This is a genomic window from Rhabdonatronobacter sediminivivens, from assembly GCF_013415485.1.
GTDB lineage: Bacteria > Pseudomonadota > Alphaproteobacteria > Rhodobacterales > Rhodobacteraceae > Rhabdonatronobacter > Rhabdonatronobacter sediminivivens.
Map to the genome: position 1 here is coordinate 24,217 of NZ_JACBXS010000017.1, position 19,270 is coordinate 43,486.

Consider the following 19,270-nt stretch of genomic DNA (forward strand, 5'->3'; position numbering starts at 1 on the left):
CGACGGCACCTCCAGCACGCTCACGCTGCGCGGCGAGGAATTCGCCCCCCGCAGCCCCGCCTTTGCCGATGGCGAAAACGTCCCCGAGGGCGGCGTCTGGCTGGCGCTTGGGCGCGGCGACCTGGAGGCGCTGCTGGCCGCCATAGCCGGGGCGGACGAGGATGCCGAGCGCACGGAGGGCGGCGGCATGATCGCCCTTGCCGTGCCCCCGGACCACATCAGCAATTCCGAGCTGATGGTCGATCTGCCCACCGGGCTGGGGGTCAACGTGCTGGAGCTGCGCGTGATCCGCATGGATCAGGCGCTCAACAGTGCCAGTGCCGCCGGGGGCGTGCCCGCAGGTGCCACCGCCGGCGGGGTGGGCGATACCTTCCTTGGCCCCCGGCCGCAGGTGTCGGATCTCTGGCGGCTGAACAACAATAATGACGTGACGGTCGGGCTGGTGGCCAATGGCGCCTTCAGGGATCAGGCCTTCGGAGTTGACCAGATCGTTGTCCTGGGGGTGCCGGAACCGGGTGCCCCGCCCGATATCCTGCGCCGGATCGCCCTGGACGGCTGGCCCGATGATGATGATCCGGCCCCGCGCGGCACAGCCCTGCCCCGCAGCGCGGTCACCTTCGACGACGGCGCGCGCGCGGTGGTGACGCTGGAACGGGCAGGGACGCTGGCGCTGGTCAACCTGGTCACCGGCGAACAGGCGGACCTGCTGGACCTGTCGGCGCTTCTGCGCAGCGATGGCGGCGGCGCGGGCGCGGGGGCGGCGGCGCCCTATCACATCATCCTGGACCGTTCGAACCGCTACGCGCTGGTCAGCGACGCCCAGCGCCCGCTGATCCATGTGATCGACATCAGCGGCGAACGGCTGGTGCATCTGGGCACCTTCAACACCGGGCTGGACGGTTTCGGCCTGCGCGAGATCGCCCTGACCCAGGATGAGGCATCGCTGGTGGTCACCGCCACCGACGGCGTGCCCCATGACGGGCAGGGCACCGGGCGCGTGGCCTTCATCGGCATCCTCAGCTTCGATTTCTTCCTCAGCGAGCTTCTGGGTGGGCAACCCGATTTCATCACCCAGATCGAAACCCGGACCGCCGACGGCGCGCAGTTGCGCCAGCCCTACGGCCTGCAGGTGCTGCGCGATGTGACCGGGCAAGATATCGCCATTGTCACCGACCGCAACAACGATGCCGCAGGCGTTTTCACCTTCGCGCGGCGGGATTCGTTCTTCTGGGATGCGCGCGCGCAGGTGCCCTTTACCCTGGCGCCGCCGATCCCCTTCAACCACCCGCTGGCCGCCGCCATGCGCCGCGACAGCTTCGAGGTGAACAACGCCGCACAGGTGGTGCTGTCGCCTGACATGTCCTATGCCTTTGTCATGGGGCAGAACCGCTTTGCGGTCGATGATGTCACCCGCAACCCCAATTACCGCGCCCAGATCTTGGAGGTGTTCCCCAATGTCTTTGACCCCGGCCAACCCCGCCCGGCGGTGGCCGCGGGGTCTGCCATCGCGGTCATCGCCGACCCTCTGGGCGAGGCCCCGCAACTGGTTGGCGCGCTGCGGCCCGTGTCCAACGGCTTTGGCACCAGGCTGGCGGTCTCGGGGGACGGGCTTTATCTCTACGCCGCCTTCGAAGCGCAGAACGCCATCTTTGCCTATGACCTGGATGCCCTGATCGCGCAGCTGCGCGCCACCGCCGATGAGCCGATCCTGCGCGGGTTCAACCCGCTCAACGATCTGGCGCCTGACGGCAGCAGCCTGATCAACTTCTCCTTCACGGGCGGGTTTTCGGCCGAGCAGCGGGCCGGGGTGAACCCCGAAATCGACCTGCGCGCCGATTTCGCATGGTGGCCTTCGGAGGGCGGCTTCGAGCAGCGCCCCTCGGACCCGCAATCGCCCAATGCGCCCATCGGCACCGGTGCGACCAGCCGCCCGCAGGGGATTGTCAGCCAGGCGCCGGTGATCGGGCTGATCTCGCCCACCCGCGGCGACCGGGATGTGCCGCCGGTGGTGACCTTCGAATGGTCGCTGGGCGGCAAGGCGCTGGATCATACGCTCTGGGTTTCGGTGCAATCCGCCTCGGGAGGTCTGTTTGCCGGTGAAAGCGACAGCGCCCTGATCGAAGCCCTGCGCGAGGCAGGCTTCCGCGATGCCACATTCGAGGATGATCCGACCGCCTCGGACCTGTTCCTGGACGGCAACCGCAACCGGGTCTTTGCCAAGAATTTCAACGCCAGCACCGAGGAGGTGCTGAGCTTCACCCTGCCGTTCCCGCTCACACGCGGGCAGCTCTATGCCTGGGGCATCAGCGTCAACGACGAAGGCCGCAGGTTGCAGACCATGTCCGAGCTGTTCCGCGTGGCCCCCGCAGAGGAGCAGGGCGGCTTCAGCTCGGTCACGGTCCTGACCCATAATTTCCACCCGTTCTGGGGGCCGCAACCGACCGAATCCGCGATGTTCGAGCTGGCCCAGCAGATTGCGCGGCGCAATGACGGGATGGTGGCGGTCCATGACTCGCAGACCGGGATCTGGCGTTCGGCCACGCCGGGGCGCAATCTGGATGACCCGCAAGGGGCGCTGGTCCTGATGACGGACTGGTACCGCGAAAGCGCCATCAATGATTCCGGCTTCACCGAGGCTGCCGCCAGCGCCATCTTTGCCGGGCTGATGCATCTGAACACCGAAACCGCGCAGGATCTGTTTGCCCTGCCGATGCATTTCATCGGCCACGGGCGCGGCGCCGTGGTGAATTCCGAGATCGTGGAACGGCTGTTGTTCCATGTGGGCAAGACCATGCCGGACCTGCATTTCACCGCGCTGGACCCGCATGACCATGACATCCCCTCGCTGGCGATCGATTTCGAATCCTTCGCCAAGGCCAAGGCCAAGGGCGCATTCCGCGCCACGCTCAAAGGCGCAGGCACTGCACTTCTGACCCGCAATCCGATCCCGGCCTGGGAGGCGGCCAAGTCGTTTACCAAGAGCATCCTGTGGTCCGGAACGTCCGATTTCGCGCGGCTGATGGGCTTGCAATACCTTGACTGGCGCAGTTTCCGTGATCCGCAGATCACCTATTGGCAGGGGATCGATTTCTTCGACAGCTACTACCAGCAGCAGGCGGTGATCGATGCGACCGAGATACTGCCCTACCTGGCGGCATCGAACTGGGGGCCGGGGGCGCTGGAGCGGCTGCAATCCGACCCGCTGGGCGAGGCCGCGCGGCTGTGGGCGCGCACCGGGACCGGGCTGGACCCGGACCAGTTCAACACCTCGCTCACCGTCTGGGGCCGCAGCATCCCGCAGGCCGATATCAACCGCAGCCTGGACGGGCTGCCCGGCTTTGTCGAAGATGACATCTGGCCGCTGATCCAGCGTTACACCGGCTTCAACGGCGGTCTGGGAACGCTGCATGACCGGACGCTCGCCTGGTATGCGGGCACGGCGGCGCTGAACATCGACCGCATCGGCTCTGCCTATTCCAGCGGGGAACCCATCTGGCGGCGCCTGAGCGACCGCGGGATCGAAACCGATGGCTGGCTGCTGGGGGTGAAATCGCGCTATTACCCGCCCTATCTGGATGAAACCGAAAACACTCAGGGCTGGTACCGGGCCTTTGCGGATGTGCAGCGTTTCGGCCTGTTCGAAAGCGCGCCGGGCGACACACCCAGCGGGCCGCTGGTCGATGGCTACCCCTGGGAAGGCATCGGCGAGGGGTGGTTCTATTCCTGGCTGGGCGGCGGCAGCGATCCCTTTGCGGTGCGCGGCATCGACGGCAGCCGCCCCGAGGCCACGGGCACCCCGGACCGCCCCGTTGCGGGCGAATTCAACAACACCCGCCACGGCGCGCTGCCGGACGCGGTCCCGGTGGTGTTCAACGGCGATTTCCAGGCCGGGTTCCGGCCCTATTACGGGCGGATCGTGCTTCCGGGGTTCCTCAGCACGCCGCTGGCGGCGACCGGGCTTTCGCCGCCGGGTGCGCTGGAATACCAGTTCCCCGGCTGGTCCTATCAGGGCGGACAGATCGACGGGCTTCTGGGCCTCAGCCTGCAGGTCCCGCAGGTTGAAGCCGTCATTGCCGGTCTGGGCATCAGCCCCGACGCGGCCGAGGCATTCGTGGAGGGGCTGGACGGGTTGCTGGGTCTGGTCAGCACCCTGACCGATACGCTGATCCAGGGCGGGACGATGACCGACGCGGTGCGCGCGGTGATGGATGCGGCCGATTTCAGCAATTTCTTTGATGGCCGTATCGGCCTTGATGACCTGCGCGAGATCACCCGCGCCCTGCATGAATCCACGCTCTACTCCACCTCGCAATACTCCATGTTCACCGATTTCCGGCGCGAGTTCACGGATATCGCGCTTAACGGGCCCAACCTGATGCTGCCCTTCGGCATCTATGGCGCCGCCGCCGAAGCGATGGAGGATTTCGCCACCGGCGTGCTGCCAACGCTGCTGTTCTGGCTGCAGGCCAATGCGGTGGACTATCACATGAGCCTGATGAGCCGCGATTTCGTGCCTGGTATCGCCACCAGCAACCGCTTCTACCTGCCGCAGGATGTGGCGCAGATCGGTTTCGATGCCTGGCCCGGCGCGTTCGGGGCAGGCAGCCTGAGCGTGCTCTGGGTGGGTATGGATGGCACGGAAACGCGCCTGATCATCCGTGACGTGGGCATGTTCATCAATCTGGAAGAAACCACCCCGCGCAAGCGCTATGTCGCTGCAATTCCATCTGAAATACGCGGAACATCGGGCAGCCTGCGGTTCGAGTTCCAGGGCCAGCACACCACATTCCTGGAACGTGCGCGCTTCGTGGGGATCGACAATATCGGCGTGGATGGCATTTCCATCGAATTCCGCACCATCGATCCCGAACCGGAACTGGACGAAGACCCGGGCGATACCGATGACCCGCAGACCGATCCCGCCGAACAGAACGGCGGCGAAACCGATCCCGGCCCCACCCCGCCCCCCACAGGGGAGAACGGCACCGGGGACACGCCGTCCGACCCGGCACCTTCGGACCCGCCAGAGGCCGATCCGGCCCCCTCCGACCCTGCCCCGTCTGATCCAGCCCCCTCCGACCCCGCACCTTCTGATCCGGCACCTTCCGATCCCACACCTGCGGACCCCGAACCCGCCCCCCCTCCGGTGCTGGAGCCACAGCCCGACCCCGAAGTTCCCCAGCCAGAAAGCGTCGATTTCGATTTTCCAAATTCCAAGGCCGGCAAGTGGCTGTTCACCGACACGCTTAAGAAAAGCGACTCGCAGAAAAGCGGGCTGGAGGCGATTGCCCGCGGCACCAAGGATTTCAAGGACGGCGCCAACCTCAAGGAACTGGTGCTGGAGAACAAGACCGACAGCGACGCCGAGATCGTCATCACCCTGCAGCCGAACCTGTTCCTGGGCCTGCAGGTGTCCTCGGCGATCAGCAGCGACCTGACCGATGCCGATATCGAGCTGGCCCCGATCACCTGGTCGGACGCAACGCAAACCCGCCGGATCGAGATCTCGCTGGCGGCGGGCACCACCCGGACGCTGAAGCTCCATGCCGCGGTGGAACTGCATGAGCTGCAGCGCATGGTCGGCCCCGGGATCATCGACGCGGGCCTGCGGATTGCCGAGTTCTGGCGCGATGAGCCCCTGGGCAAGGTGCATGATTTCCGGCTGTTCTACCTGCTGGATATCGGCGATGACTCCACCATAGACGGCATCATCACCCTGCCGCCCACCGTCGCCGGGCAGGAGCGGGTGTTCGTCCTGCCCGGAAGCGCGCCCTTCGAAGTCTCGATCCCGCTGGCCACCTCGGACATCTACAAGGACGGCACCAAGACCAAGCCGATGCAGGAAAGCAACTTCCGCGCCGATGCGCTGGACATGGGGCGCTGGCTGCAACTGGTGAATGCAGCCGCATCGCAGGATCTGGTCCTGAACTTCCTGCCCGAACTGCCGGTCAATCGCAGTGACGGCTACCTGAAGCTGAAGACCGAGCTGCGCTTCGGCGGCGAGAAATCCGGCAGCATCGTCTTCAAGGCCCCGATCCGCCAGCAGAACGCCCTGGACGTGAACCCGGCGCAACTGATCCGCGGGCTGGAACTGCTGCTGGAAAGCTTTGGCGATGCCGGGTTTGTGGGCATCGATCCCGCAGTGTCCGACCCGGACATGCGCGCGCAGATGGAGGCGCTTTACGCCCCGGTGATCGAAATGCTGCTGCGCGAAAGCGCGGGCGGGACGGATTTTTCCGCGCTTGATCCGCTGCCGGGGGTGCTGAGCCTGTTTGCCCCCTTTGTGGCCGCGGGCAGCATGGATCTGGGCCCCGGCCAGATGTCGAACCAGCCGCTCTACCGGCTGGAACCGCTGAGCGAAGCTGAATTCGCCCGTATCCAGGACTGGCTGGCCCTGCCCGCCGCCGAACGCCCCCCCTTTGACCCCACCCCCCGCGCCGAGGCCCGGCTGGATATCGACCGCAAGGCGCTGGAGGCGCTGGTGCTGGCGCATGATCCATACCGGCTGCGCCCGGACCTGACCCCGGCGCAGGCGCTGCAACGGCTGCAGGCGGTGCTCAACCCCGCCATCCGGGACGCCACGCCCGCCATCCGGCTGGCGGTCGATGGTGCGCTGCGGTCTTATGCGCTGGCGCATCTGGCGGGCGATGTGGCGCTGGACATGCGCGGGTTCTCCGACCGGATCGGCTGGTTGGTGGCGCATGAATACCTGCACAACCTGGGGCTGGTGAATGAATATGGCGCCGATGGCCTCGCGCGCGATCCGTTGCGCCCCACCCCGCTTTCGACGCTCTACAACACCGATTTCACGCCGGAACACCTGGCGGTTCTGGCGCTGGCACTGGATGATCCGCGCCTGTCGCCCAGCCCCGATCAGGGCCGCATTCTGGCGCAATGGTATCTGGACCGGCTGCGCGACCATGACGCGGCCTTCCCCGATGGGCGGTTTACGGCCAATTCCCCCGGCGTCGATCCGATCGAGGAACCGGGACCGTTCCTGAACGGCGATTTCGCCACCCCCTCGGGCGATGCGGGCTTTGGCTGGCAGCTTGCCGGTGCGGCCACCACCGGGCCCGAGGGTCTGGTCCTGACCGAGGCGCTGACCGGCAATGGCCGGGCCGCGCAATTCTTCATCCCCCCCGCGGGGGCCAGCCATCTGCGGGTAACGCTGACCAACCGCATGGCCCTGACGCCGGGCCTGCCGGATGCGTTCGAGATCCGCCTGCGTGGCGCCGATGGCATGGCGCTGGCCGTGGCCCCGCTGGACGGCACCGATGCCGCCGTGAACCTGCAGGCCGATGGGACGCTGGTCCTGGCCGACAGCGTGCTGCGCACAAGCGGCGCGGGGCCGGTCGCACCGGGTGAAACCGTTGTTCTGGATCTGCCGCTGCCCGTGCTTGCCAACACGCCCCTGTGGCTGGAGTTCGACCTGATCGGGCTGGGGGCGCTGGGGTCTCAGGTGGTGATCGCCCAGGTCGAACCGGTGCTGCGCGCTGATACCCTGCGCGTGGTGACGCTGGATGCGGAACCGGATGCGCTGCGGATTGGCTTCAACGCCGATTTCAACCGTGCGACCATTGCGCTTTATGGCCCCGGCCCCGATCTGCCCGATGATCTGCGCGTGATCGGCCCGGATGCAAACCCGGTGCCGGGCAGCCTGATCTTCACCGATGACGGCTTCTGGTTCCTGCCGACCGGCGGCTTTGCCCCCGGCAACCATGAGCTGATCCTGCGTAGCGCCGCCGATGCCTGGACCGGCCCGCTGGGGGATCTGGACGGCCCGGGCGATGGGCAGGCGGGGGGTGATTTCCGCGCATCCTTCACCATTGCCGCGCGAGAGGTGGCAATCCAAGCGGGCGACATCATCCTGCCGCCGGGGGCTTCCGTCCAGCCAGCCGATGGCGTGCCGGTGCGGCTGCACTCCTCGGGCGGGATCAGCGCGCTGGGGTTCACGCTGATCGTGCCCACGGGCGCGCTGAGCGTGGCGGGCCTGCAACTGGATGCGGACCTGGGCGGCGGCCTGCTGCCGCCGGTGGGCACGGAAACAGGCGATGACGGGTTTGACCGGGTGCGCTTCGCGCTGAACCTGTCCAGCCCGCTGGCGCCCGGAACGGTCACCCTGGGCCGTCTGGTGCTGGGCAAGGCAAGCACGCGCGACTACGGGCAGCTTGGGCAGGTGGGATTCGTGCTGGATACCCTGAACGGGGCGCCGGTGGGCCAGGTTGCCGGACGCGCGCTGAAAATCGCGAAACTGCCCGGCGATGTGACCGCCGATGGCGTGATCGACGCGGCCGATGAAACCGCCACGGCGCGTGTGAGCGCCGGGCTGGACACCGGCTTTGCGGCCTTCCCGTTGACCGATCCCGCGCGGCTGGTCGCGGCGCTGCATTCGGAGCCGGACCCGGCTGACCCCACCCCTGGCGACCCTGACCCCGGCGACCCTGACCCATCTGATCCGGGGCCAGGCGACCCGGGCCCATCCGACCCAAGCGACCCGGCAGACCCGGGCGGCCCCTCGGAACCACAGGACCCGGCTGAACCTGACCCCACCGACCCTGACCCCTCCGAACCCGACCCGGCAGACCCTGACCCCGCAGACCCGCAAGAGCCCGGCCTGCCCTCAGACCCGCAGGACCCGAGCGACCCGCAGCCGGGCGACCCGGGCCCATCCGACCCAAGCGACCCGGCAGACCCGGACGACCCTGACCTCCCCACAGACCCGCAGGACCCGGGCGACCCGCAACCGGGCGACCCGGATCCAAGCGACCCGGGCCCCAGCGAACCTGACCCCGCCGATCCAGGCGACCCGCAGCAGCCGGCGGACCCGCAAGACCCTGACCTCCCCTCTGATCCGCAGCAGCCGGACCCGACCGACCCGGGCCCGGAACAGCCCGATCCCACCGACCCGCAGCTCCCCACCACCCCGCAGGACCCGGACACGCCCGGCGGGCCGCAGCAACCCGATCGCCCCTCCGATCAGGACCGCCCGGCCCCGCGTGGCGGGGCTCCGGCGGCTGGCGCCGGGCTGGCGCTTGGCGGTGTGCCGGCCTTTCGCGCCCCGGCCATGGCCGGGGGTGGGGGCGTGGAGCTGACCACGGGGCCGTTCTCGGCCCGCCCGGGCGACCCGCCCATGGCGCCGCCCAGCCTTCCGGGCAGCCGCTGCATCTGGACCGAGGCCGATCTGCCCGAAGCGATCCGCAACCTGCTGCAGACCCTGCCCGACATGCCCGACGGGGCGGCGCTGTGCATTTCGGACATGATGTTCCTGGGCATCACCCTGCCGCCGATGCCGGATGACGCCGACGCCGCGCCGGGCCTCTGGCGCGGCGCGGACCTGCCCCAGGCCCTGCGCGATGCGCTTGACGCGCTGGCCGCGCAGCAGAACTGGCCCACGGTGCCCGGAGCGAACGGGCGCGCCTGGGTGATCTGGTTGCGCGATACCGGCATGGCGCTGAGTGCGCGCATCATGGGCCTTGTCCCGGACCCCGCCCCCAGTGCGACCGACCTGCCCGAAACCGCCGCCACCATCACCGGCCCGGCCATTCCGGCGCTGCACCAGGCCGCACATGCCCTGGCCGATCCCGGGCCTGACACCAATGCGCCTGAAGCCCGGGCCCCCGATAGCGGGGCCGCGCAGCAAGCCGCGCCCGCCGGGGCGCAGGCCCTGGCGCTGGGCGCCGCACTAGCCGCGCTGACGGGCGCCGCCGGACGCAAGACGCCCCACCCCACCCGCCGCGCGCAAGACAAGGAGGCTGCCCTTGACCCTTGACCTGCGCCTCAACCCGCGCGGGGCGACGGGCGTTTCCCCGGACTGGGCAGGGTTCTCCGATCCGGCCGATGCCGGCGCGTTCCTTGAGGCCTGGTTCAGCATCCTGCTGTCCGAGATCGACGGCGTGCGCAGCGCCGTTCTGATGCTGGAATCGACCGCCGGAACGCTGGTTCCCGCAGTGCAATGGCCGGACGCTTCGGCGGCTGCGCCGCTGGTCCCGCTGGCCCAGCGGCTGGCCCAGACCCCCGACCGGACGCTGCTGGTCCGCGATGACGGGGCCCAGCGCATCGGGTTTCCGCTGTTCATCGAATCGCATCTGCACGGGGTCATCGCCCTGGCCTGTGACCCGCTTCCCCCCGAGGCCCTGCAGGCGGCGCTGCGCCGGCTGCACTGGGGCAGCGGCTGGGTCCATGCCATCGTCCAGCGCAGCCGCGAGATGGCCGCAACCGATGCGGCGGAACGCAGCGGCATTGCGCTGGACATGCTGGCCGCCGCCGAAGACGCCGAGGGGCTGGACGGCGCCATGCGCGGCCTTGTCAATGAATTGCGGCTGCGGCTGCTGGCGGACCGCGCCGCCGTCACCCTGCTGCAGGGCCGCCGACTGCGCCTGCGGGCGGTTTCCGAAACCGCCGAGGCCGACCGTCGGATGCGCGACATGCGCAGCCTGCACGAGGCCATGAACGAGGCCCGGCTGCAGGGCCGCCCCCTGATCTGGCCAGATCCGGCCGATGACGGGCTGTCGGTCCTGGCCGCACACCGCGCCCATGCACGCCGGGCGGGGGTGGCGGCCATGATCAGCCTGCCGCTGATGCTGCGGGGCAAACTGCTTGGCGTAATCACTCTGGAACGGCTGCAGTCCGGCGATGCCCCCGGAGATCAGGCCACGGCCGGGGCCTTTACCCGCGCCGAGGTCGCGCTAGCGCAGGCGCTCTGCGCCAGCGTTGCACCCGCCGTTCACAGCCGGATGCGCGCGCATCGCCTGCTTTCCGGGCGTCTGGTCGAGATGCTGGGCCGGGGCTGGACGCGGCTTTTCGGGCCGGGGTATCCGGTGCTGAAACTCGGGGCCGGGCTGGCGGTCGCGCTGGCGCTGGTGCTGGCGCTGCTGCCCTGGACCGTGACGCTCAGCGCGCCTGCGCGGGTGCTTGGCGAAGTGCAGCGCGCCGTGGTCGCTCCCTTCGATGGCTATATCGAGGCCGCGCACCTGCGGGCCGGAGATGCCGTGGCAGCGGGCGATGTGATCGCCGTTCTGGACACACGTGATCTGGCGCTGGAGCAGAGCCGGCTGCAGGCCGAGGCCGCCCGCATCGACTCCGAGCGCCTGCAGACCCTGGCCGAGGGCAACCGCGTGGGGCTGGCGATGCTGGATGCGCGGGCGGCCTCGGTGCAGGCGGAACTGGCGCTGGTGGCGACCCGGCTGGACCGGGCCATGTTGCGCGCGCCGCTGGACGGGATCATCGTTTCGGGGGATCTGGGCCAGTCGCTGGGGGCGCCGGTCAGTCGCGGCGATGTCCTGTTCGAGGTCGCCGCCCATGAGAGTCATATCGTGGCGCTGGAGGTGGGTGAGCATGACATTGACCTGATCGCCCGGGGCGCCGAGGGGCGCGTGGCGCTGGTGGGGCTGTCCGGCGCGCCGCTGGCCATCCGCATCGACCATCTGGGCGCGGTCAGCGATATCACCCGGGGGCAGAACGCCTTCATGGCCGAGGCGCGCTTCATCACCCCGCCCCCGGCCGCCCTGCGCCCCGGAATGGCCGGGCGCGCCCGCATCGATGCGGGCCAGGCATCGCTGTTTCATGCGCTCAGCCGGAACCTGATGCTGCGCCTGCGCCACCTTCTGTGGCGGCTGTCACCCTGAGGACCGGCCGATGACCGACAGTTTCTTCAGCCCGCTCTGGTATCGCCTGGCCGATCTGCAACCGGCGCTGAAACCGCAGGTCGAGGTCACCCTGCACGATTACGGCGGCGAGGCCTGGCATGTGCTGCGCGACCCGGTGACGGGCAAGCTCTATCGTTTCACGGCGCAGGCCTGGCAGATCGTGGGGCGCATGCGCGGCCAGCAGCCGCTTGCCCGCATATGGGAGGCCGCCCTGGCCGAGCTTGGCCCGCAGGCCCCGTCGCAGGAGGAAACGGTGCAACTGCTCTCGCAGCTTTATCAGGCCGATCTGCTGAGCGTGGATGCCACTCCCGATGCCGCCGAACTGCTGGACCGGATGCAGCGCCAGCGGCGCCAGAAACGCCAGCGTTTCTACAAGAACCCCCTGGCCATTCCGCTGCCGCTGTTCGACCCGGACCGCTTTCTGGACCGTCTGGCGCCGCTGGTGCAGGGGCGCCGGGCCGGGCTGTTCTGGGCGCTGGTCTGGCTGGCCGTGGTGATCCCGGCGCTGGGCCTTCTGCCACTGCATTGGGAGGCCCTGACCCGCACCGGCCCGCGCGAATGGCTGGCGCTGGACAATCTGGTGCTGATGGCCTGCGTCTATCCGGTGGTCAAGGCCCTGCATGAACTGGCCCATGGGCTGGCCGCCAAGCGTCATGGCGGGGCGGTGCATGAAACCGGCATCATGTTCCTGGTCTTCTACCCGGTACCTTATGTCGATGCCTCGTCCTCGGCCTTCTTTCCGCAGCGGCGGGCACGGGCGCTGGTGGGCGGTGCGGGGATCCTGGCCGAACTGTGGCTGGCGGCAGGGGCGTTCCTGATCTGGCTGGCGGCGGAACCAGGGCTGCTGCGGGACATGATGTTCAACGTCATGCTGATCGGAGGCATCTCGACCGTGCTGGTCAATGGCAATCCGCTGCTGAAATTCGATGGCTACTATGTCCTGTGCGACCTGCTGGGCATGCCCAACCTGGGACCGCGCGCCAACAAGGCCTGGGGGCGGCTGGCCAAGGCGCTGCTGGGGCTGGAAGATCCCCGGAACGCGCCCCGCACCCGGGCCGAGGCCTGGGTGTTCTACCTCTATGCGCCGGCGGCCTTTGTCTATCGCATCTTCATCATGCTGACGATCGCGGTGATGGTGTCCACGCAGTATTTCATCGCCGGGGTCCTGATCGCGGTCTGGAGCATGGTCCAGGCGCTGGTGGTGCCGCTGTTCAAGACGCTGGGGCATCTGTGGTCCGATCCCCGGCTTGCCGAACGGCGCGGCAGGGCCTGGGCGTCGATGCTGGCGGGGCTGGCGGGGGCGGCGCTGCTGCTTCTGAGCGTACCGCTGCCCCTGCGCGAGACCGCCCAGGGCGTGGTCTGGCTGCCCGAACGGGCGCATCTGCGGGTGGAAACCGGGGGCGTGCTGGTCGATCTGCCGATCGCACCCGGGACCTGGGTGGCGGCGGGCGCGGTGCTGGCGGTGCTGGACGCGCCTGCGGAAACCACCCGCCTGCAGATGGCCCGCGCCCGGCAGCTGGAGGCCGACATCCACGCCCGCGCGACCCAGGTCAACGACCGGGCAGAATGGCGTCAGGCCATGGCCGCGCTTCCGCGCCATGATGCCGATGTCGCCCATGCCGCGCAGCGGGTCGCGCGGCTGGAACTGCGCGCGGCCGTGGCGGGGCGGTTCTACATGGACCTGCCGGACATGGCGATCGGGCGATATTTCCCCGAAGGCGCGGTCATCGCGCATGTGCTCCCGGACCGGGCGCAACGGGTGCGCACCAGCCTGCCCGAACCGAAGGCCGAATTCCTGGACACGCGGTTGCGCAGGGTCACCCTGCGCCTGCCCGGGGACGCAGGCCTGGCACTGCAGGCGACCGACCTGCGCCGGGTGCCGATGGCCAGCCAGCGTTTGCCCGCCGCCGCGCTGGGCCGGGCCGCAGGCGGGCGTATTGCCACGGACCCCGGCGACCCCGAAGGGATGCGTGCGCTGGACCCGCTGGTCACGCTGGACCTGAGCGTGCCCGGCCTGGAGCAGGCGCGCTTCGGCCAGCGGGTCGAGGTGAAGTTCGACCTAGGGCTGGAACCCGTGGGTTTCAGGCTGTGGCGGCGCGCGCGGGTGGCATTCCTGTCACTTTTCACCCGGGGCGCGGCGTGACATGAGCCAGCCCTGGCTCATCCGCGACCGGGCGCCCGCCTTTTTCGCCGAACGCCGCTGGCCGGTCCAGACATGGTATGACGAAGCCCTTGCCACCGGCTTTCGTGCGCTTGTCCCGCCGCTTTACCGCAGCGGCCTGCGCGATGGATTGGTGGTGGCGCTGACCCTCTGGCATGGGCGAAGGCTGCGCACTGCATCGGATGCGGCGCTGCAGATGCAAGCCCGAGCGCTGCGCCCCGTTCTGCTGCGCCGCGGGTTCCGGATCGGCACGGTGGCCCGGGCCTTTGCGCTTTGCCGCGAGGCCCTGCGCCGTGAACTGGGCTTTGCCCATCATGCCGTCCAGCTGCGCGGCGGGGCACAGATCCTGTCCGGGCGCGTTGCCGAAATGGCCACGGGCGAGGGCAAGACCGTCACCGCCGCCCTGCCGGCGGTGGCTGCTGCGCTGGCCGGGGTGCCGGTCCATGTGGTGACCGTGAATGACTACCTCTCGCGGCGGGATCATGATGAGCTTGCCCCGGTCTTTGCCCGGCTGGGCCTGCGCAGCGCCTGGATTGACGCCGACATGACCCCGGCCGCAAAGATCGCAGCCTATGGCGCGCCCATCGTCTATGTGACCAACAAGACCCTGGTGTTCGACTACCTGCGCAGCCGTCTGGGGCGCGAAGGGCCGGATACGGTGCAGCGCCATGCTGCCGCCACCCTGCGCGGCAGGCCCGTGCCGCCGCCGATGCCCCATGCGCTGGGGTTCTGCATCGTGGATGAAGCCGACAGCATCCTCATCGACGAGGCCCAGACCCCCCTGATCATCGCCGCCCCTGACACCCATCTGTCCGAGGCCGATTGCCGCCATGCCCTGGCACATGCCCGCGGGCTGGCCGAAGGGCAGGATTTCCGGCTCGATCACGCGCAGCGCCGGGCCGAGCTGACCCGCGCCGGTCGCGCCCTGCTGGCCGCGCGTGCCGGGACCGACTGGAACGCGCCCGCGTTGTGGCAGATCGCCCGCGCGCGTGAGGAGCTGTGCCGCCACGCCCTGGCCGCGCTGCATCTGCATCACCGCGACCAGCATTACATCCTGGCCGAGGATACGGTGCAGATCGTGGACGAATTCACCGGCCGCGTTCTGGCCGACCGTCAATGGCAGGCCGGGCTGCACCAGATGGTCGAGGTCAAGGAGGGCCTGCCCCCCGGGGCCTCGCGCCGGACGCTGGCGCAGATCACCTATCAGGGGTTCTTCCGCCGCTACCTGTGGTTCGGCGGCATGACCGGAACCGGCGCCGAGGTGGCGCGCGAATTATGGGGGACCTATGGGCTGGGGGTCACGCGGGTGCCGCGTCACCGTCGGCTGCACCGCCGTGATCTGGGGGTGCGCCTCTACCGGGATGAACCGGCGAAACTGCAGGCCGTGGCGGCCCGCGCCGCGCGCATGGTCGCCCGCGGGCGCCCGGTGCTGATCGGCACCCGCTCGGTCGAGGTTTCGGAACGCCTGGGCGGGGTGCTGGGCGATGCAGGCCTGGCGCATGTGGTGCTGAACGCACGCCAGGACGGGGATGAGGCCGCGCTGATCGCCCGCGCGGGCGCCGCCGGTGCGGTGACGGTGGCCACAAACATGGCCGGGCGCGGAACCGATATCCGGCTGACCTCCGAGGCCCGCGCGGCAGGGGGTCTGCATGTCATGCTGACCGAATACCACGAAAGTCCGCGCATCGACCGTCAGCTTGTGGGCCGTGCCGGTCGCCAGGGTGATCCGGGCAGCACCGAGGCTCTGGTCGCCCTGGATGATGACCTGTTCCGCCGTCATGCCCCGCGGATGCAACGGGCGGTGGCGGGGCTGCTGCCAGGCGGCCTGCGACGCCTTCCTGCCGTGTTGGCGCATCTGCTGCGGTGGCGCGCGCAGCGCGCCGCCGAGGCCCGGGCGCGCCTGCGCCGCGAGGGCGTCCTGCGCCGCGCCGACAAGCTTGAAAAGTCCCTGGGTTTCACACGCAGGCCCATCTGAGCAACGCGCCTCCGCTGTATCACGCGGCACAGCCGCCACCTGGCGCGGCACCCTGCGCATGTTCGTCCCGGGGTTCCCCCCGGAGCGCACAGCGCGGCGCCGCCCGGCCTGGAACCGGGTGCCACGCATAAGGGATCACCGGAAATGCAGCATTGGTTGAAAACGATCCACGCCACTCACCACGGCAGGCATCGCGCAATTGACCCTGCAGCAACCGCCCCTGCACCACCGCTCGACAGTCCCCGGGGCCACACCAATCTTTTCCTTGTTTTGCCGTAAATTCACCACAATTGCCGACGAGACCTGCAGGTCAAGGCGTCCGTAATTTCTGTTCCGTTTTCCGAGTGACGCGCCGAAACATTTCGGAAGGACTTCAGGATGAAGTGGAGCAGGGACCGACTCTCGGCGCTCAGGCGGGATGAACACGGCGGCGTGACGGTCGAGTTCGTTATCTGGACCCCCATGATCATGGCGCTGCTGCTGCTGGTGGCCGATGCCTCGGCGGCGTTCATGGCGCAAAGCGCCATGTGGCAGGCGGCGGGCGATATCTCCCGCGCGATCGCCACCGGCCGTATCGCGATCGACGACGCCGCAACCTTTGTCAACGCCACCGCAGGCTATGCACTTTCCGTGCAGCACACCGAAGAGCTGATCGCCGTGCGGCTTTCACGGCCCTTCGACGGGATCGGGACAGGCATGATGCTGTCCTTCATGGGCGACATGCAGGTGACCGTCCTGCAGCATCTGGAACCAGGAGTGGAGCTATGACCGGACAGAAAACACACCTTCTTGCGCAGGCTGGCCCCAAGCTGCGGCGCTTCACCGGGGATGAGGCTGGCACCGGGTCGGTCACGGGGCTGATCATCACCATCGTGGCGCTGACCATCGGCGGGACGGCCGTGGACTATACATCGGCCGTGTCGGCCCGCGCCCAGGCACAGGTTGTCGCCGATGCCGCCGCCCGCGCCGGTGCAGCCAAACTGCGCGAAGGCCAGGATGCCGCGCGCGACGCCGCCCTTGCCATCGCCGATGCGCACCGCCCCGGCCTGCTGGACGCCTCGGACATCATGTTCACGCATTGGCCGGGACATGGCGCCACGGCCAGCAACGGCCGCAAACCGATCAACGCGGTGGCGGTCCAGACCCGCCGCGACAACCGCAACGCCAACCCGGTGGCCACCTACCTGCTGCACCTTGTCGGCGTGGACCGGCTGCAGGTGTCGGCCATTTCGGTGGCGGCGACCACTGGTGGCTTTGCCCATTGCAGTGGCGGCGGGTTCTTTGCGCTTGAGCGCAGCGTCGGCAACAGTTCGAACGACTACAGCGACGGCTTCTGCCTGCACGGTGAAGACGGGGTGCAGTTCCACAACCAGAACCGCTTCACCTCGGGCGCGGAAATCACCATGCCGAACCTGGCCGATTTCCAGGCCCATAACAACAACCCCGGCGCCGAGGATGCGCTGCGCGCCTACAGCCACGAATTCAGGCTGCTCGACAGCATCCCCGATGTGATTAGCATGATGCGCGAAGGCACCCTGGAAGAGGCCGGGCTGCCGCCCTTTGTCACGCTGGGGCCGGTCTATCGCACCTCCATCAGCCAGGATGACGCGCTCAGCCCCGATACGCTTTATATTGTCAGTGGCGATGTGGCGCTGCGCGATCCGCGCAGCTTCCAGAACATGGCCATCGTGGCCGGCGGAAACATCACGGTCGATTCGAACGTGGATTTCGACAATGTGGTGCTGGCCGCCGAAGGCTTTATCACCTTCAACTCCAATATCCGGATCGGCGGGTCCGAACTGGAATATTGCGACCGCGGCGTCTATGGCGGCTATGTCCTGGGTCAGCAGGGGATCGTGTTCAATTCGAACAACATCCTGCGCGGCGTGCTGATGGCCAGCCAGGGGGATGTGGTGTTCAACTCGAACAACACGGCCACCGACGGGATCTATGTCGAGGCTGCGGGCGATATCGTCTACAACAGCCGCCAGACCCTGCGCGGCTGCCTGCCGGGGCTGGAGAACGAGCTTCATCACGCCGGGGCCGAACGCGAATACACCCAGGCGCTGGTGCGCTGAGCCACCGAAGACCGGACATGCGGCGGGTGGCGCCCCGCCGCATCCCGGTTCGTGGCTAGACGACAGGACACCCAAACCGATTGACCGCGGGGGCTGGCGGTGGCTTCCTGAACCTGACCGCCAACCGCAAGAGGACCGCTGAATGCCCCTGCCAAGCTTTCACATGATCGATGCCGCGCCCCGGCCCGTCGCCCCGTTTTCACATGCCGCCGAGGTCGATGGCTGGGTCCATCTGACCGGCCAGATGCCCACCTGGCCCGCAGAGCCTGACCGCCCCCTGCCAGACGGGATCGAAGCCCAGACCCGGCGGGTCATGGACAACCTGATCCTGGTTCTGCAGGGCCTGGATCTGAGTCTGCGGAACGTGGTGCAGGCCCGCGTCTATATCACCGATTTCGACCGGGATTACGCCGCCATGAACGCGGTCTACACCGGGTATTTCGAAGCGGGAAAGCTGCCTGCGCGCACCTGTATCGGGGTGAATGGCCTGGCGGTCGGCGCCCTGGTCGAAATCGACATGGTGGCGCGGCGGCCCTGATCCGCGCGCGGGCACGGCACCGGATGCCGCCCGCTACGCGCTTGCAGCCCCTTTCGGAGCCTCTGGTCGAAGGAAAGTTCTGAATGGATTTCCCGGTCGATTTCGCCCAAGCTTGTCGCATGAGAGCCCCAAGACACCACCTCAGAGCGTTCCATCGCGGCGGGCCAGGGCGCCGGGTGCTGGTGCTGGCCTGCCTGGCGCTGGCCTGCCTGGAGCTGGTGCCGCCCGCGAAGGCGCAGGCACAGCCGTTCCGGGACTGGGTGCTGGAGCGGGATGAGGCAACCTGCGTGATCAGCACACGGGTCCATCTGCGCAGCACCGACACGCTGCTGGTGGCGGTGTCGCTTTCCGCCGATGGCGCTGGCGGCGCACTCATGGCGGCCGAGGTTCCGGTCGGTGCCAGCCTGCGAGAACGGATCGCCTATGTGCATGCCCCCGGCGCCCCCGAAACCACGCTTGAGTGGCAGTATTGCGACGCACAGACCTGCATGGCCACCGCCACCATCGACGCGGGCGCGCTGGCCGCGCTGAAGGCCGGCGCGCGGATCACCGTCGCCTTTCGCCCCCTGCCCGCCAGCCCGGTTCTGGCCACTCCGATATCGCTCATGGGTCTGACCCGCGCCTGGGACGCACTTGTTGCCTGCAACGCCGCAGCCCCCTGACCGCCAGGGCGCCACAGGGACACAATGGGGCAAACCCACGGCCCCGCAGGGCGCCCGAAGCGGGGCCAGATACCGGTGCGCAGAAACCGGACTTCACAAGAGCGCGAAAAATTGTTATCCATTTGCATATTTTAAGAAATCCTGAGGTGGACTTTCGTGTCCGGGTGCCGCTACGCAGTTTTTCCTGAATCCGGACCAACGCAGCGCGATT

8 protein-coding genes (1 of these 8 cut by a window edge) are annotated in these 19,270 nt (G+C 68.5%); all 8 read left to right on the forward strand.

Features of this window, described 5'->3' with window-relative positions:
• On the forward strand, positions 1 to 9,769 hold the final stretch of the coding sequence (locus HUK65_RS09790) for a CARDB domain-containing protein (protein WP_179905986.1). It extends 21,980 nt beyond the left edge of the window; 9,769 of the gene's 31,749 nt are visible here — the last part of the coding sequence; its start codon lies off the left edge, out of view; its stop codon occupies positions 9,767 to 9,769.
• Positions 9,759 to 11,624, forward strand: coding sequence for an HlyD family efflux transporter periplasmic adaptor subunit (locus HUK65_RS09795; protein ID WP_179905987.1), 1,866 nt, complete (start codon positions 9,759 to 9,761; stop codon positions 11,622 to 11,624). The genes HUK65_RS09790 and HUK65_RS09795 overlap by 11 nt, the downstream gene beginning before the upstream one ends.
• Positions 11,625 to 11,634: 10 nt before the next feature.
• Positions 11,635 to 13,788: a zinc metalloprotease gene (locus tag HUK65_RS09800; protein ID WP_179905988.1), complete on the forward strand. Its 2,154-nt coding sequence runs from the start codon at positions 11,635 to 11,637 to the stop codon at positions 13,786 to 13,788.
• Between the two features lies 1 nt (position 13,789).
• The gene (locus tag HUK65_RS09805) at positions 13,790 to 15,781 is read left to right on the forward strand and encodes a preprotein translocase subunit SecA (protein ID WP_179905989.1); all 1,992 of its coding nucleotides are present in this window, start codon (positions 13,790 to 13,792) and stop codon (positions 15,779 to 15,781) included.
• Between the two features lie 378 nt (positions 15,782 to 16,159).
• The gene (locus HUK65_RS09810) at positions 16,160 to 16,549 is read left to right on the forward strand and encodes a TadE/TadG family type IV pilus assembly protein (protein ID WP_179905990.1); all 390 of its coding nucleotides are present in this window, start codon (positions 16,160 to 16,162) and stop codon (positions 16,547 to 16,549) included.
• Positions 16,546 to 17,859, forward strand: coding sequence for a pilus assembly protein TadG-related protein (locus HUK65_RS09815; protein WP_179905991.1), 1,314 nt, complete (start codon positions 16,546 to 16,548; stop codon positions 17,857 to 17,859). Before HUK65_RS09810 ends, HUK65_RS09815 begins: the two co-directional genes overlap by 4 nt.
• A gap of 142 nt (positions 17,860 to 18,001) precedes the next feature.
• Positions 18,002 to 18,397, forward strand: a complete 396-nt coding sequence (locus tag HUK65_RS09820; protein ID WP_235441875.1) for a RidA family protein — start codon at positions 18,002 to 18,004, stop codon at positions 18,395 to 18,397.
• A gap of 119 nt (positions 18,398 to 18,516) precedes the next feature.
• The gene (locus HUK65_RS09825) at positions 18,517 to 19,059 is read left to right on the forward strand and encodes an invasion associated locus B family protein (RefSeq protein WP_179905992.1); all 543 of its coding nucleotides are present in this window, start codon (positions 18,517 to 18,519) and stop codon (positions 19,057 to 19,059) included.
• Positions 19,060 to 19,270: the final 211 nt, after the last annotated feature.

Coding starts and splice junctions, on each gene's coding strand:
- HUK65_RS09800 (WP_179905988.1), top strand. CDS start 11,635: ATGACCGACAGTTTCTTCAGCCCGCTCTGGTATCGCCTGGCCGATCTG.
- HUK65_RS09805 (WP_179905989.1), top strand. CDS start 13,790: ATGAGCCAGCCCTGGCTCATCCGCGACCGGGCGCCCGCCTTTTTCGCC.
- HUK65_RS09810 (WP_179905990.1), top strand. CDS start 16,160: ATGAAGTGGAGCAGGGACCGACTCTCGGCGCTCAGGCGGGATGAACAC.
- HUK65_RS09815 (WP_179905991.1), top strand. CDS start 16,546: ATGACCGGACAGAAAACACACCTTCTTGCGCAGGCTGGCCCCAAGCTG.
- HUK65_RS09820 (WP_235441875.1), top strand. CDS start 18,002: ATGCCCCTGCCAAGCTTTCACATGATCGATGCCGCGCCCCGGCCCGTC.
- HUK65_RS09825 (WP_179905992.1), top strand. CDS start 18,517: ATGAGAGCCCCAAGACACCACCTCAGAGCGTTCCATCGCGGCGGGCCA.